We start from the raw sequence: 15,041 nt of genomic DNA, 5'->3' as shown, positions 1-15,041 counted from the left end.
CGTCTTAAGCGTGACAGGGATACAATGGAAAGCCGGGTTATCACGTTAGAAGTCTGCCACCGCGGTGGGGGTGGGCAGGGAAGGCGAAATCCTCAAAATTGTCAAGGAGAAGCGGAACAGGGTCCCAATCTCACCAGCAGAGCAAGCTTCCTCATAATGCCATCCCCCAGTCAAAAAAATAGTTATCGTCGACGCAACAGGAACAGCGCACAGGCAAGACCTGTTACCACCAGCACAGCCGGCAGTGAGCTTTGGGTCGGTCGTGTGGTCGCAACCGGGGTCATGGTCGCTGAGACCGGGGTGTTCTGGTTCGTCTGGACCACGATGGTGGCCTGCCAGTCGCTGTAACCCGGGTTCCTGAGCAGAACGATGTGGCTTCCGGGCGAGACCGAGGGGAGCGTTACCGGTGTGATGCCCATGTAGACGTCGTCCAGGAAGACCTGGGCGCCGGGCGGTGAGGAGCTGACCGACACGGTCCCGGTGTTGGGTGTCCTGGTAGGGGTCGGGGTGACCGTGTGGAGGGTCTGGCTTACAGTGGTGGTCCCGCCGCTGGTCACCTGGACGTTGCCCACCCAGTCGGCGAAGCCGGCAAGGGAGAGGCGGACCTGGTGGGTGCTGGGCGCCAGTCCAGAGGCCAGCGCCGGGGTTATGCCATAGTATACGCCATCAACGTAGGCATTTGCTCCCTGGGGGGTGGTCACCATGTAGATCGACCCGGTGGCGGGACTCAAAGGAGAGAGCGTAGCGGTAACCCTGGCGGTGCTGCCCGCTGAGACGGAGACCGTGGTCGTCCAGCTTGTATAACCGGACTTGCTCACCGCGAGCTGGTGGGAACCCGGGAGAACGTTGGTGAAGGTGCAGGGAGTGGTCTGGCTGTAGTGGCCGTCAAGGACCGCTGAGGCCCCCGAAGGGTTCGACTCCACGTATATCGATCCGTACTGCTGGGTGGGGATGAGGTAGGCATTCACCGCGATGGTCTGGCCGTTGTCCGGGTTGCCGGAAAGGCTGGTGGACCAGTCCTCGTAGCCGGGGAGGGAGAGCGAGACAGTGTGGCCGGGAGTCCCGGTCGGCGATACTTCAACTGTCACCGGGGAGCGTCCCTTGTAGGAGCCGTCAAAATACACGCTCGCCCCGGAGGGGACCGAGGAGATGGCGTAGTACCCTTTCCCCCCGCCGATTGGGGTTTTTGGCGGAGTGACCGGGATGAAGACCAGGTCATAGCTGAGATGCACCGTCTCCCCGGTAAATGGGTTGCCATAGTAGGAGTCCTCGTAGTCGTAGTATCCGGACCTGGTCAGCCGGATAGTGTGGGAAGGGTTGCCGGTGACGGCGACCTCGAAGGTCACCGGGGTCGTCCCCTTATAGGAACCATCGAAATACAGGGAGGCCCCGGACGGATCCGAGCTGATGTCAAAGTAGCCGGTATCGCCGCCGATGGCAGCGGTCGCAGGAGCAACCATGGAAAGTCCGCAGACCAGGATTAAAATGATCGATGTGGTGGTGAAGAACGAGCGGGTAATCATGAAGAGAAGGTTGTTGTACCAGTATAAAATCCCTCACGGGATAGTGGTCTGGCAGGGTGGTGCGCTCCAGGGTTGGACCAACAGGCCGGGGAATCTCCAGGAACCATCATCTCAATTTCGGGATAACCTGCAGCCCGGTAACCTTCGCCGGGTCTTTCCTGTCAGCCGGAAGGTAATGCCGGAATAACTTTCCATCTCTCTTTCCATTGAACTTAATGACGGACAGGCAGCTTCCGAAAACCGCTCTTCAGTCCCGGTACGGGAGTGATGTATCCCGTCACCCTCCGATGGTGTGGGAGAATTCAAAGAAGTTACGGCTGGGTACCCTTACTGGGGTAACCCCATAGCCTTCATCCTTCAGTGCGGACAGGATCCGCTCCTGGTGACCGCGGTTCCGCACCTCCATCTCCAGTGCAACCCGGACGATATCAAGAGGGAGGTCGCCCGAGCCGCGCTCCTGTTCCACCCGGACAATAACCCCATTCTCACGGGCAAGGAGGGAGAAAAGCGACGGGAGCGATTGCGGGCCTTCAGGAAGCTCGATAATGCACTGGAGGATCCTGCCCGCCTCAAAGAGGCCTCTGCGAAGGATCTTTTCCAGAAGGAAAGCATCGATGTTTCCTCCGCCGATGACCAGAACAATCTTCTCCCCGGGCCGGTAGCGGACCTTCCCTGAGAGGAGGGCGGCAAGAGGGGCTGCACCTGCCCCCTCGGCAAGGACCTTCTTTCGCTCCAGCAGGGCAAAGACCGAGCTTACAATCTCCTCGTCTTCGACCAGGACAACCTCTTCGACAAGGTCACGGATGATGGGGTAGGTGACATTGCCGGTCCGTGTCACCCTGATACCGTCGGCAATGGTCTGATGGGATTCGATGGTGACCGGCTCGCCTGCCCGGAGTGCACTCACCGCAGACGGGCAGGCCGAAGCCTGTACCCCGATTACCCGGATAGCAGGTCTTCTCTCCTTCAAAGCCGTGGCAATGCCGGCGATCAGCCCGCCACCGCCGATTGGAGTAATCACCATGTCCACTTCTGAAAGATCCTCGAGGATCTCGAGCCCGATTGTTCCCTGCCCGGCAATTACCGCTTCATCATCGTAGGGGTGGATGAAGGTCATGTCCCCGGATGTTGCACGGTTCATCGCGTAATCGATACTGTCCTGTAGGGTGGTTCCTTCGAGGATGATGGTGGCCCCGTATCCCGCAGTCGCTTCCTGCTTGCTCGGCGAGACCCAGACCGGCATGACGATCATGGAAGGGATCCCCGCGATGCCTGCGGCCACCGCCACCCCCTGGGCATGGTTCCCTGCCGATGCAGCAATGACCCCGTTTCTCCCGATGGATGATTGCTGCGAGAGGATTCTGTATGCCGCACCCCGGACCTTGAATGAACCAGCCTTCTGCAGGGTCTCGAGTTTCAGGTACACCTCTGCTCCGGTCATCGCAGAGAAGGTGGGGGAATAGACCAGTGGCGTCCGGATTATTTTTCCTTTCAGGAGTTCTGCCGCCTCTGTTATCCCGGCATGGGTGACCATATGATGCGTAAGCTGTGTTGTTGCTGTTCTTATCGATTATGGCGGGAATCAGGCAAGGCGGGCCTTAATATTTCTGCCGGGTTTGGCATCTCATTGCCAGGTCCAGGAATGGAATGCATCACGAGATCTGGTGGTCCTGCTCACCCGCTTCCAGAAGATCGCCCTTACTACCCCGGCTCCTCTCATGGCCATCGATGTCCTTGAAAGCTCAATGGACAGTGTTCTTCTCATTGGTCTTTGCCGAGGCAAATGCATCGTTTGCCCGGTTAATTGATGAGCCGCCCCAGGTTCATCACGGCCACCGGCTTCTCCACGCATACGGGGTGATTTAAAGATCGTTCTCTTCACCCCTGGTTCAACCTTCAGGAACCCGAGGATGAGCGCTGGCACGGAGGAGACATCATCGGCTATACTGCGGCTGCCGGACTGGCAGCGGTGTAATACCGCTGCTCATCATCGCCAACTGCTGCAGGGACAAGTGCATGCACCGGGGAGAAGTGCATGCGCCGTAGGTTTTTGGATCTGGCAATTCACCTTGTTATACCGGGTATGCCTGAAGAACCGATATAAATCAGGAGATTCCAACCATCTCCTATGAAGATGGGGATGAAGACTCTGATCCTTGCAGGGGGAAGCGGAACCCGGCTCTTTCCCCTGAGCCGGGGACGCTATCCCAAGCAGTTCCTTCCCCTCTTTGACTCGCTCTCCCTTTTCCAGACGACCCTTCGCCGGGCGCTGATGCTCTCCTCTCCAGATGACATCTCCGTGGTTACCAACCGCGATCAGGAGTTCATCGTGCGGGACCAGGCTGCGGCTATAGGGTGCGACTGCCGCATCATCTCCGAGCCCGCGGGAAGAAATACCCTGCCTGCGGTCTTCTTTGGTATGCAGGAGATCGAGCGCGAGTCCGGTCCATGCCACGTCGCCATCCTCCCCTCAGACCACCTGATCCACAGCGGTCCGGCCTATGCCGAGGCCTTCAGGAAAGCAAACCGGCTTGCCGGGGAAAACCTGGTACTCTTCGGCGTGAAAGGAGCTGCTCCCCACACGGGATACGGGTATATCCGCCCGGGAAGGGCGATCGGTGAGGGATACCTGGTCGAGTCCTTCACCGAGAAGCCTGACCTGGAGATGGCCCAGGTGTATCTCCGCGAGGGGTATCTCTGGAACAGTGGCATGTTCCTTTTCTCGACACAGCTGTTCTTTGACGAGTGCCGGGTTCATGCACCGGCAGTCGCCGAAGCCTTCCGGCACCCGGTTCCCGCCGCGTATGAAATGACCCCTGCAGTCTCCATCGATTACGGCCTGATGGAGAAGACCGGCAGGGCGGCGGTCGTTCCGCTCGAGACCGCCTGGAACGATCTCGGGTCGTTCGATTCGTTCTACGAGATCTTTGATAAGAATGGAGACGGGAACGCGGTCAGGGGAGAGTATCTCGGCCTCGACTCTCACCGGAACCTCATCATCGGGGACCGCCTGGTCATCACCGTAGGACTCCATGATACGGCCGTGATCGATACCGGCGACATCACCTTCATCGCCCCCCGTGACCGGACCGGGGAAGCGAAACGGGCAGTCGAGATCCTGAAAGAACGCAACGATCCCCGGGCTGACTTCCACGTGACAGAATACCGGCCCTGGGGCTCGTTCACCCGGCTCGAAGACGGGCCGTCATACCGGATCAAGAGGATCACCGTCCCGCCGAAACGCCGGCTCTCTCTGCAGATGCACCATCACCGGAGCGAGCACTGGGTGATCGTGCATGGTACAGCGAAAGTCAATGTCAACGGTGAAGAGCGGTTGCTACGGAAAGGGGAGAGCACCTTTGTACCCATAGGTTCGGTCCACCGCCTGGAGAACCCGGGGCTCGTCCCCCTCGAGATCATAGAAGTCCAGATCGGGGAGTATATCGGAGAAGACGACATTGTCCGGTTTGACGATGACTATAATAGAAGCCCGGAACACTGAAATGAACCGTGAAAAAGGCAGCATCGTTTCATGGGAGGAGTGGGTTTTTCCTGTGTAATTCGGTCGTTTCAAATTCCATTTCCCCAGGCTTCATCCAGGGCAACCCTGCTTCTCCGTGATCAGGTATCCGACCTCCGGGCACAGCACAACCAGCTCCTTTCCTCTAACGGTTCGGTCAACTCCTAAACTATATTTACCCGCCAGCTCATGCTTATACGGTGGGTATGACTGCAGGAAGAGGGTTACTGCTGTTGCTGTCGCTGCTCGTGCTATGCGGTGCAGTCCAGGCGGTGCAGGCTGAAGCCACCGCCACAGGAAATCCGACAACGGCAGGCGGGTGGTATGAGCTCGGCAATACATATATGAATGGAGGCCGGTACGATGGGGCACTTCATGCCTATGAAATGGCGATTGCACTCGCCCCCGACTTTGCGAAAGCCTACTTTGCCAAAGGGCAGGTGCTGGCCACCATCGGAAGCCATTCGGAAGCCATTGATGCCTACAGGAGTGCGATAGCCGCAGACCCGGCGCTTTCCCAGGTCATCGACAGTTACCTGGTGACCTCGGAAAAGATCGTCTTTCCCGATATCCCCAGCGGTTCCCTGGTCACCGGTTCCTGGGCTTCGGGATGGAACTACCTTGTGATCGACAACCGGCAGGGAACAACCGACTTGGTGGTTGCACTGGTCCCCGTTCGATCGGAAGGGGCGTCTACGGCAGTCTATGTCAAGAAAGGGTATTATCACTACTTGGAAGGAGTCGTGCCCCAAGGATTGTATACTTTTTACATCTCGTACGGCAGGCTCTGGAATGCCCGGGAGAAACGGTTCGAGGAAAACGCAGGTTATCTCCAGTGGGCAACCCCCCAGTACTTCCCGGGAACACTTGGGTACGGCTATACCATGACTTTCATCGGGCCAGTCTACCCCCCGTCATGGTTCGTCTATAATTTGAACCCTATTCCGGAGAACGATTTCCCGAGCCTGTGATTCGCATGGATAGCGACGATATCAAGCTGATCGAGGACAAGCTCTACCTCATCGAATCCAATCTCCGGGCACTACGAGAATACCTGGATGAACGGATCGAGGAGGTTGAGGGTCTCGAAGATGAGATAATGGCCATCGTGAGGAAGCAGAAATAATTCCTTTTTCGAATGAAACGCAACATGAGACTAATCAGGCCACATGATCCCCGATGAAAACCGCGGGTGCAGCGTTCATACCTAAACCACTTCGTGGTCTTCGTTTTTTTATGCCCGATGGCAGGGCAGTCAGGCATCGGCGGTTCAAAGGAAAATGGCTTTCGTCATTTTCACTCCCTACCCGGTCAGGAAATCATGTGTTTTTTAAAAAGAGCAGGCTCTGTCTCCTTGTGCCAAACGGCCCGGAAATCCACGGTACCCCTCCGCAGAGCCGTTATATATCCAGGATTCACATATTTACTCACCTCTGTATACCAGAGGGCCTGTTAACCCCCGTAGTGTAGCGGTCAATCATGCAGGACTTTGGATCCGGCGACGGCGGTTCGAATCCGCCCGGGGGTATCGGCCTGGACACCACGCACCGATCACCTTTTTATTGCTGTCCGGGTCCGCCATTTTTACGGGATTTGCCCCTTTCTTCCCACCTCCCCGGTCCTGATAAGCCTCGTGATGAAGGCGCGAGCCCAGATGTAACCGACCAGGCCACCGAGTATGTTTCCGGCGACGATACCCATGAAGACCCCCATCTCGCCGAACCCGAAAACGATCGCGAGCAGGTAGGAAAATACGGCGATGAAGACCAGGTTCCGAAATAGGGTGATCACGAGCGAGGTGATGCCATGCCCGGTCCCCTGGAACACCGAGGAAGAGAACATCCCCAGGGGGGCAAATGGGTAGAAGAGGCACATGGTCTGGAAGAAGAGGATGAACATCGGCACGAGGTAGGCGCTCTCGGGAGCGTAGGTAAAAAGGGTCGTAATCCAGGGGGCGAGCATGTAGGTAAGGAGGCTCGTGACCAGCGCGATGACCACCCCGATGGAGATGGCATACCGGTGCGCATCCCGGATCTTGCCATATTCACGCGCTCCGTAGGCAGCACCAACGACCGAGACCACCGATGTGGCGATGGCGATGAGGGGGACTATCGCGAACATGACGATCCGCCATCCGGAGGTAAAGACCGCAACTGCATCGGTTCCGGCGACCAGCACCAGGATGGCGTTGTTGATGATCACCACTATCGACATCAGCAGCATCTCGATGCTCGCCGGAAACCCCACCCCGAGGATGGCGCGAAAAGCCTGCGGGTCCGGGGAGAAGTTCCGCAGCGTGATGGTCACATAGGTATCCTTCCTGACAAAGAACCAGTATCCGAGCACCAGGACAACGGCAAAAATGGAGATGACCGTTGCCCATGCCGCACCGGCCACCCCGAGCCCGGCCCAGTAGATCAGGATCGGGTCAAGGACGATGTTGAGGACCGATGAGAGGGCCATGGCGTACATGGTCCGCTTGGTATCCCCCTCGGCCCGGAGGATGGCGTACGCCATCTGTACGATAAGGAAGAAGATGGACCCAAGGAAGATGATACTCCCGTACTCCACCGCGAGGTCTGTCACCGATCCTGCCCTCATGAGCTCGACAATAGGGCGCAGGTAAAGTACCAGGGGGATGAGCAGCACGGCAGACACTGCCACGGATAGGACTATGGCATGGGTCGCGGCGTTGTCCGCCCCCTGCTTGTCCCGGGACCCGATCCTCCGGGCAACAACCGAGGTCGCGCCGGCACCAAGTCCGGTGGAAAGGCCCATCAGGATCATGAACAGCGGGGTGATGAACCCGACCCCGGCCAGGGCATCAGCCCCAAGGCCGGCGACCCAGGCGGCATCGGCCAGGTTGTAAATCGCCATCAGCAGCATGGCGATGATCATGGGTCCGGAAAGCTTCCGGATGGCCGTCTTCGGATCACCGCGCAGGATGCTCACCCCGCGGGTCACGGTCTCCTGGTATGCCGGACCCGGTCCCGCGGATTCGGCCTCAATCGCAGCCATGCTCACGCCCCGTCCCGGCAATGGCGATACTGTGTTCTGCAAGGGCCCGGAGCAGCCGGATCAGGACGGGGCGGTTTGTTTCCGGAACTACGGAGAGGAGGGCTCTCTCCCAGGCTGCGTCGATCACCCGGAGATCGTCCCTGACCTCTGTTCCCTTGCCGGTCAGGAACAGCCCGTAAGCCCGGCGGTCGGCGGGATCGATCTTCCGGCAGATGAACCCGCCGTCTTCCAGGCGTTTTACCGCCCTGGCGATGGTGGCCTTGTCGAGGTGGAAGTGCCGCGCCAGAGCCTCCTGGGGAATACCCTCCCGGTGGGAGAGGAAGAGGAGGATGGGGAGCTGGCTGGCGGAAAGCCCGAGCGGTCGTAACCGGGTGTTCAGGGCGATGATATGGTTGCGGTGGATTACGGAGATGAGGGCTCCGAGTGGCATGTCCGGGTGCATGAAAAACCTCTCAAATGTTTTCCGGGGAGGCTCAAGAATGTTGTCCTCGCAACTGTTGCGTGATCAACAATGTCGGGCCCCGGGAAGGGTTGTAGCGGGCTGGCACCAGGTGTACCACCCGCTGGGTTCAAACAGGAGAAGGGATAATCAGCTGGCATGGAACGTTTGTCCTGCCCGCGCTGCGGTGCGGAATTCTATCTGCAGACCGGCTGCCGGGTATGCGGCCCTCCTCTGCCAGGCCCGCATACCTGTCCCGAATGCGGGGCGGTCCTCTGCCGCATGATACCGTCATACTACGTACCGGGTGGCTGGGACGAGGAGTAATGCTTCGATGAGTGCTATTAGCGGGGTGGACTGGTAATGAGCAGTTACCGGCTGGTCGATACGGAGACCGGCATGATCATCCGGCACTATATCCGCACCCTCCGGGAAGCCGACCGGGAGCGCGAATGGTATGAAAAAGCGACCGGGAGCAGGATCCGGATCATCAAGGTGTTTGCCGGTGATAACAGGGGAGGTGCTGCTGCCGGGGGACGCGGTGAGACAGGCGGGGATACCGCGGGACTTTGCTGTTCGACTTTAAAGCCTGGTCCAGCCTTGTGAACTCCCTGCGATCCATAAGCAGTGGTATGCCTATCAGGACAGCTTCAGGATGACCGGGGCCAGCCGTTACATGCCTTCCCGGATTTCGTCCTCGCCGGAGCTGGTGAAGTTCAGCCGGATGGTATCTTCGCCGCCACCATCCACGTAGAATCGGGGTCCGGGGAGGATCTCTATGCCCTGCTGGCCTCCATGGTCATCCCCGGCCCGATTTTCATGGGGAACGGGTTCTCGATACCGAAGGGAGGAAAGAGCCTGAGAACCATCCCCCATCTCATAACCTTTTTATACATTTCCGGGCGAAAATTACCGGAGTTTACATGGATTACATCGAGCTTGTCAGGGGTATGCTCTTCTCGCCGGTCGAGACTTTCCAGAAGGTTAAGACAGCGGATCTCGGGGATGCCCTGAAGTACTTCTTGATCCTGGTGCTCATCAACACCGTGCTTTCGGTGATCATCAGCCTTGTCGTTCTCTCATCGATGTGGGTGGTATACAGCAGCATCTATGAAAGTCTCGGCATCGTCGTCCCGGCTACTATCGGGGCCGGGATGGTGGCTATCGCCATCCTGATGATCTTTGGCAGCATCTTTATCCTGTTCATCGCGGCGGCCTGGCTTCACCTCTGGGTATACATCCTTGGCGGCAGGAAAGGCTACATCGAGACTCTCAAGGCAATCGCCTACGGAGCAACTCCTGAGCTCCTCATCGGATGGATACCGTTCATCGGGTTCATCGGGTCGATCTGGTCATTTATCCTCACTATCCTGGGCGTCCGCGAACTCCAGGAGATGTCCACCGGCAAGGCGGCAGCAGCAGCCATCATTGCCGTGGTGGTGCTCGCGATCATCATCATCCTTGTTGCCGCCTTTTTATTCATCGCCTACATGGAAATGATGCAGGTACCGATGAATCTCTATTAATTTTTTATTGGGAAAAGCCGCTGCACCGGGATTACCAGGATCTGCCGACAGGCCCATGGATGAGGGCCGCTGGGAGACGAGGCCACCTGGAATTCGAGCGTTTCTTCCCAGCCGGGACTGTGATCTATCGATCATTCCGGAGAGTAAAGCTCGCTTTGGTGGGTGCATTCCATAACCTCCTCATGAAAGGCGGTTATCCACCTTGTCGCATCCACCGCTGTGAAGGGGTTAAGCCCGGGGCGCAATGCCCCGGGAAATAAACAGGAAGTCCTCACTTCGTGAAGCAATGCGGATAAAAAAAAGGTGGATGAACCGCCACGATACTCCATGGAGGATTGACCAGTCCCTACTCGCCTGCATCACAGATGGCGAGCTGGTACATCCAGTCCAGGAGTTTCGGGCACTCGATCACGTTGCACTCGATATCGCAGGCGATGCAGGGGATCAGCTCTTCACCGGCAAGGAGCTGCCCGGGATCGACCGGCATGCGGTGTGCCCTGAGGATAAAGGTCCTGATCCCGTTTTTCCGGAACTCGACGCGCTCGATCTGACCGGAATCGAGGAGCTTTTTCACGATCCGGGAGCATTTCCTGCTGTCCACCTCGAGGATCTTCCAGAGATCGCTCTGGAGTACCCCTTCGGGCTTTTGCTGGATTACCTTCAGCGCTTCTTCTTCTGACCGGGTCATCAGGCGCTCGGAGAAATTGAGAGGATATTGTTCCCGCGGATCACGACCGTGCCGAGGTTTCTTCCACGGTGGCCATCGATGAACTCGGTCGTCTCATCCATATGGATATTGAGGTACTCATCAACGGCCACCAGGCGGCCCTGGAGCTTCCGGTTGTCGTCCTTGATCTCGACGGTTATCTTCGATTCCACGAGAGAGAATACCTTCTTGATTGGCAGTACGATACCGTTCACCATCTGCCATTCATTGGCGCTGTCTGAATATTAAAGGTTGCCTCATGGGCACGACCAGCCGGTTTCCGGCGGAAAAATGGTTATTCCGGGATCGGTTTCCAGCGGTCCCGGAACCTCTTTTCCACGTTCGGGAGCGTCGTGTACTCCATCTCATCGAGCGACAGCCGGTGAGGCTCAAACGGCCCATGGGCACGCAGGATATCGGCAAGCTCGTTGCAGCGGTCGCGTACACGGTCGAATGCCGGGTCGTCAAACATGTCGGCGGGACCGATTAGCTTCCCGTTGCAGACCTGGAACCCGAGGCAGAGGACCCGCGGAGGCCCGTCGAAACGGGTGCAGTTAGCTTCAGGCAGGCCCACCGGCATAAAGGGGCCGTGGTGGGACCCCCGCATCCATCCGGCAACGATAAAGGGAATGGCGAATGGATCCAGGATCTCACCGACCGCGGGAAGACCGCTCTGTCCCCGAACGATCATGACCGGGTCGTCCTTGCCGACATATTTGCCGGCGATAAGGCTGAGGCGCTGGGTACTGGTCGAGGCGGCGACGACCCCGTCCTTTCTCCTGACATACTTGACCACGTAGCGGGACGGCGCTCCGATGTAGGCGAGCAGGCTGTAGATCTCCTCGGGGGTCCGGAACTCGATCTTCCGCTTCTCCATGACATCGTGAACCTCGAAAATGAACCCGTCGTGCATGGTTGGATCGATGACCAGTCCCGGAGTGTTGAAGGGATCGGCGAACATCTTGTACAGGTAAAAGTTCCAGGCTCCCGGCTCAGTCTTGTCGGCCATGAAGAGCAGGACCGGGTCGGAGCCCCGCTCTTCGAACTCCATCTCGGCCACACCGGGCCCCATCCCCTTCACGTTCCCGGAAAAAGCCTCGGAGAGGATATCCTGGCCGGCACCGTAGAGCTTCATCTCTTTTGCCAGTTTCGTGCACTCGGTGAAGACCTTCCAGGCGAGGGCATGGATCTTCTCATCGTCTTCCCCCCTGGTATGGGTCATGATAAGCTCCATGTCATCGCCGCAGTGGGTCACAAAGGAATCGATCAGGAGCTTCCCTTCTTCCTCCCTGAGCATCTTGGCTGCCTTTTCAAGAATTTTCGGATGGGTCCGGGAGTGGCCTGGAAAACTCCCGATATCGGCCTTGATCAAAGAGATTGTCGTCGTAGGCATCAGAAATCACTCACTAATAGATGACTGCAGGATGATAAAAGAGTGTGGGTTTTGGGGATTCAGGGGTTCACAGGAACGGCCAGGGCATAGGAGATCTCAAGCACACCGTGCCTGCAGGAGATCTCAACCGTCTCCTCCTGGGCGGGAGGAACCCGTGCACTCGCCCGGTAGAACCTTTCCCCGTCCTTTGCCCAGATGAATACGCGGTCGTGGCGGAAGAGAACCTGGATGTCCCCGGGTGCGATACCGGGAAATTCGGTCACAAGGGTGGCCCGGTTTCCAAAGGTGTGCACCTCGATCCCAGGCTCCGTCCCATCGCCCCGGACCAGCTGGCCGGGGTTGCCGGAAGGGGGAACGATGATCTGCACCCCGATGAACACCGGTGCGCCCCCGCCCATCTCCATGATCTGCCGGATCATGTCGTCAATGCCCTGTCTCTTGTCTGGTGGTATATCGGTCATGGTTTCGTTGGTATCTGTTCAGTCAGCCTGCGGTCTTCTTCAGCTCTTCCTCGACCTGGTGGGTTAGCCGCTTGATCTCGTTCCAGTCTTTCGTCCGGCTGAACACGAGGCCCTCAAGGGTGCCCGTATCCGGTTTTGCCCCCCTGCGCAGCGCGGCACGCTTGATGGCACCAAGCGCACTCTCGAGTATCTCCCGCTGGTCCTGGTTGTAGAGGAGCTCCCAGGCCTGCCGCTCCGCTGCTTCAAGTGCGTCCCGGTCAAGCGATGCCCGTACCTTTTTCTTTGCCGCATCGAAGTGCTTCCGGGTGATACGAACGTTGATTGCGGCATCGGCTATCTCGGTCTCCTTCTTCCCGGCCATGGCCACGATGAATTCCCGCATGGCGGAAAGCTTCGCCTCCCGGACCAGGGCCTCGATATCCGCACCCACGTAGTTGTCGGTCTCTGCTACGAGATCGTCGATGCGCACGTCCGAGGCGAGCAGGGCTTCGGCCTGGCGGAGGTAGACTTCGAAGATCTTCCTCCTGCTCTCCCGGTCCGGCGGCGGGACATAGATGTGCCGCTCCATCCTGCCCGGGCGCATCAGCGCCGGGTCGAGCATGTCCGGGCGGTTGGTGGCCCCGATCACGGTCACGTTCTTCAGCTCCTCCAGGCCGTCGAGCTCGGTCAGGATCTGGCTGACCACGCTCTCGGTCACGTGCGAGGAGCCCACGTAGGTGCCCCGCCTGGGAACCAGGGCATCGACTTCATCGAAGAAGATGATCGAGGGTGCGGCCTGCCGCGCCTTGCGGAAGACTTCACGGACCCCTTTCTCCGATTCCCCGACCCACTTGGAGAGGAGCTCGGGTCCCTTGACCGAGATGAAGTTGCACTCGCTCTCGTTTGCCACCGCCTTGGCAATCAGGGTCTTCCCGGTACCTGGGGGGCCGAAGAGGAGGATGCCTTTCGGCGGCTTGGTCTGCAACTTCTCAAACACCCCGGGGTACTTCAGCGGCCATTCGACCGCCTCTTTGAGCTCCTGCTTGACCTCCTCGAGTCCGCCGACATCCTCCCAGGTGACATCAGGGATCTCGACCAGGACCTCCCGCATGGCACTTGGCTCCACGTGCCGGCGGGCCTCGTCGAAGTCCGTGCCGGTCACCCTGAGCTCATCGAGGAGCTCGGCCGGGATCTCCCTGTCAAGGTCGATCTTCGGCAGGATCTTCCGGAGGGCATGCATCGCGGCCTCCTTGACCAGCAGCGCGATATCGGCCCCGACAAACCCGTGCGTGGTGTCGGCGTACTCCTCGACTTTGACGTCATCGGCGAGAGGCACGCCCCGCGTATGGACCTGGAAGATCTCAAGCCTCCCTTTCCGGTCGGGGATCCCGACCTCGATCTCGCGGTCGAACCGGCCCCCGCGCCGCAGTGCCGGGTCGAGTGCGTCGGGGATGTTCGTTGCCCCGATTACCACCACCTGGCCCCGGCCCTTGAGGCCATCCATCAGGGAGAGGAGCTGGGCTACGACCCGGCGCTCCACCTCGCCCTTGGTGTCCTCCCGCTTGGGGGCGATCGAATCGAGTTCGTCGATGAAGATTATCGCCGGGGCATTCTCCTGGGCCTCTTCAAAGACCTCCCGGAGCTTGCCCTCGCTCTCCCCGTAGTACTTGCTCATGATCTCCGGCCCTGAGATGGTGATGAAGTGGGCATCCACCTCGTTTGCCACCGCTTTTGCGATCAGGGTCTTCCCGGTCCCGGGCGGTCCGTAGAGGAGTACCCCTTTTGGCGGCTCGATCCCCAGCCGCTCGAAGAGCTCGGGATGGCGAAGCGGGAGCTCGATCATCTCTCTCACCATCTCAAGCTCCCGGGAGAGACCGCCGATGTCCTCGTAGTGGACGTCAGAGACCTCTTTTTTCTTTCCCTCTTCAGGCTTGTAGGGGGTCTCCTTGAGTTCGATCTCGGTCTCGTCAGTTACTACGGCGGGGCCCCGCGGGGAGACCTTGGCAATAACCAGGGTGAGGGGGTTTCCAATCACGTCGACCCTGACGGTCTGCCCCTCCATGACCGGGCGGCCCCGCAACACGCGGGCCAGGTACTGCTCTCCACCGACAAGCCGGATCGGCTGGGTCGGCTGGATCACCACCTTCCTGGCGATCCCGACCTCGACCTTCCGGATTTTCACCTTCTCATCGACACCAGTCCCGGCATTCCCGCGGATCGTCCCGTCGATGCGCAGGATTCCCAGGTTGGTGTCCTGGGGGAAGCCCGGCCAGACGATGGCGGTCGCCCGCCTCTTGCCCAGGATCTCGATAACATCGCCTGATACCACGTCCAGCGCCCGCATCATCTCGATGCTCAGGCGGGCGATGCCCCGGCCGGCATCGTCCCTGGCCGCCTCTTTGACCACAACTTCGGCGTACTCTGTATCTGCCATGGAAATTCAGCCCAGTATTTACTTAAAGTTAGTGATGCATAT

The 15,041-nt window shown here is 58.9% G+C and carries 15 protein-coding genes and 1 tRNA gene; 7 read left to right on the top strand and 9 right to left on the bottom strand.

The window, feature by feature from the left end; genetic code table 11:
- Positions 1 to 182 precede the first annotated feature (182 nt).
- Positions 183 to 1,460 (bottom strand): PEGA domain-containing protein, encoded by a 1,278-nt coding sequence (locus tag IPI71_02860; GenBank protein QQR71467.1) that lies wholly within the window; start codon positions 1,458 to 1,460, stop codon positions 183 to 185.
- Between IPI71_02860 and IPI71_02855 the strand changes: the two genes are divergently transcribed.
- On the top strand, positions 1,459 to 1,710 hold the full coding sequence (locus IPI71_02855) for a hypothetical protein (protein QQR71466.1): 252 nt from the start codon (positions 1,459 to 1,461) through the stop codon (positions 1,708 to 1,710). The two genes, IPI71_02860 and IPI71_02855, sit on opposite strands and share 2 nt — an antisense overlap.
- Before the next feature lie 90 nt (positions 1,711 to 1,800).
- Here IPI71_02855 and IPI71_02850 read toward each other — a convergent pair whose 3' ends face one another.
- Positions 1,801 to 3,057 (bottom strand): threonine ammonia-lyase, encoded by a 1,257-nt coding sequence (locus IPI71_02850; GenBank protein ID QQR71465.1) that lies wholly within the window; start codon positions 3,055 to 3,057, stop codon positions 1,801 to 1,803.
- Positions 3,058 to 3,663: 606 nt separating this feature from the next.
- Between IPI71_02850 and IPI71_02845 the strand changes: the two genes are divergently transcribed.
- The 4 genes from IPI71_02845 (at position 3,664) to IPI71_02830 (ending at position 6,571) form a co-directional block, all read left to right on the top strand.
- Entirely contained in the window at positions 3,664 to 5,025 is a 1,362-nt protein-coding gene (locus IPI71_02845) for a mannose-1-phosphate guanylyltransferase/mannose-6-phosphate isomerase (protein QQR71919.1), read from the top strand.
- 218 nt (positions 5,026 to 5,243) lie between these two features.
- Positions 5,244 to 6,014, top strand: a complete 771-nt coding sequence (locus tag IPI71_02840) for a tetratricopeptide repeat protein (GenBank protein ID QQR71464.1) — start codon at positions 5,244 to 5,246, stop codon at positions 6,012 to 6,014.
- A 5-nt stretch (positions 6,015 to 6,019) separates the two neighbouring features.
- On the top strand, positions 6,020 to 6,169 hold the full coding sequence (locus tag IPI71_02835) for a hypothetical protein (GenBank protein QQR71463.1): 150 nt from the start codon (positions 6,020 to 6,022) through the stop codon (positions 6,167 to 6,169).
- A gap of 329 nt (positions 6,170 to 6,498) precedes the next feature.
- A tRNA-Gln gene (locus tag IPI71_02830) sits at positions 6,499 to 6,571 on the top strand.
- Positions 6,572 to 6,627: 56 nt separating this feature from the next.
- Here IPI71_02830 and IPI71_02825 read toward each other — a convergent pair.
- Together IPI71_02825 and IPI71_02820 are read right to left on the bottom strand one after the other, a co-directional pair.
- Positions 6,628 to 8,061, bottom strand: a complete 1,434-nt coding sequence (locus IPI71_02825; protein QQR71462.1) for an MATE family efflux transporter — start codon at positions 8,059 to 8,061, stop codon at positions 6,628 to 6,630.
- Positions 8,048 to 8,503 carry a MarR family transcriptional regulator gene (locus IPI71_02820; protein ID QQR71461.1) on the bottom strand — a complete coding sequence of 152 codons (456 nt, stop codon included), beginning with the start codon at positions 8,501 to 8,503 and terminating at the stop codon, positions 8,048 to 8,050. The genes IPI71_02825 and IPI71_02820 overlap by 14 nt, the downstream gene beginning before the upstream one ends.
- A gap of 360 nt (positions 8,504 to 8,863) precedes the next feature.
- Between IPI71_02820 and IPI71_02815 the strand changes: the two genes are divergently transcribed.
- A complete protein-coding gene (locus IPI71_02815; protein QQR71460.1) occupies positions 8,864 to 9,106 on the top strand; it encodes a hypothetical protein in 243 nt (80 codons plus the stop codon).
- A gap of 317 nt (positions 9,107 to 9,423) precedes the next feature.
- Positions 9,424 to 10,026: a YIP1 family protein gene (locus IPI71_02810; GenBank protein ID QQR71459.1), complete on the top strand. Its 603-nt coding sequence runs from the start codon at positions 9,424 to 9,426 to the stop codon at positions 10,024 to 10,026.
- Positions 10,027 to 10,372: 346 nt separating this feature from the next.
- On the opposite strand, the gene IPI71_02805 is transcribed toward IPI71_02810, so the two are convergent.
- From IPI71_02805 to IPI71_02785, 5 genes are all read right to left on the bottom strand, one after another.
- Positions 10,373 to 10,714: an Lrp/AsnC family transcriptional regulator gene (locus tag IPI71_02805; protein QQR71458.1), complete on the bottom strand. Its 342-nt coding sequence runs from the start codon at positions 10,712 to 10,714 to the stop codon at positions 10,373 to 10,375.
- Positions 10,714 to 10,950: a ribonucleoprotein gene (locus tag IPI71_02800; protein QQR71457.1), complete on the bottom strand. Its 237-nt coding sequence runs from the start codon at positions 10,948 to 10,950 to the stop codon at positions 10,714 to 10,716. The genes IPI71_02805 and IPI71_02800 overlap by 1 nt, the downstream gene beginning before the upstream one ends.
- A 77-nt stretch (positions 10,951 to 11,027) precedes the next feature.
- Positions 11,028 to 12,125: a fructose 1,6-bisphosphatase gene (locus IPI71_02795; protein ID QQR71456.1), complete on the bottom strand. Its 1,098-nt coding sequence runs from the start codon at positions 12,123 to 12,125 to the stop codon at positions 11,028 to 11,030.
- Positions 12,126 to 12,184: 59 nt separating this feature from the next.
- The gene (locus IPI71_02790) at positions 12,185 to 12,586 is read right to left on the bottom strand and encodes a hypothetical protein (GenBank protein ID QQR71455.1); all 402 of its coding nucleotides are present in this window, start codon (positions 12,584 to 12,586) and stop codon (positions 12,185 to 12,187) included.
- A 22-nt stretch (positions 12,587 to 12,608) separates the two neighbouring features.
- Positions 12,609 to 14,999: a CDC48 family AAA ATPase gene (locus IPI71_02785; protein ID QQR71454.1), complete on the bottom strand. Its 2,391-nt coding sequence runs from the start codon at positions 14,997 to 14,999 to the stop codon at positions 12,609 to 12,611.
- Between the last annotated feature and the right edge of the window lie 42 nt (positions 15,000 to 15,041).

The organism is Methanolinea sp. (assembly GCA_016699325.1).
Lineage (GTDB): Archaea > Halobacteriota > Methanomicrobia > Methanomicrobiales > Methanospirillaceae > UBA9949.
This window is presented reverse-complemented; position numbering and strand designations above follow the sequence as displayed.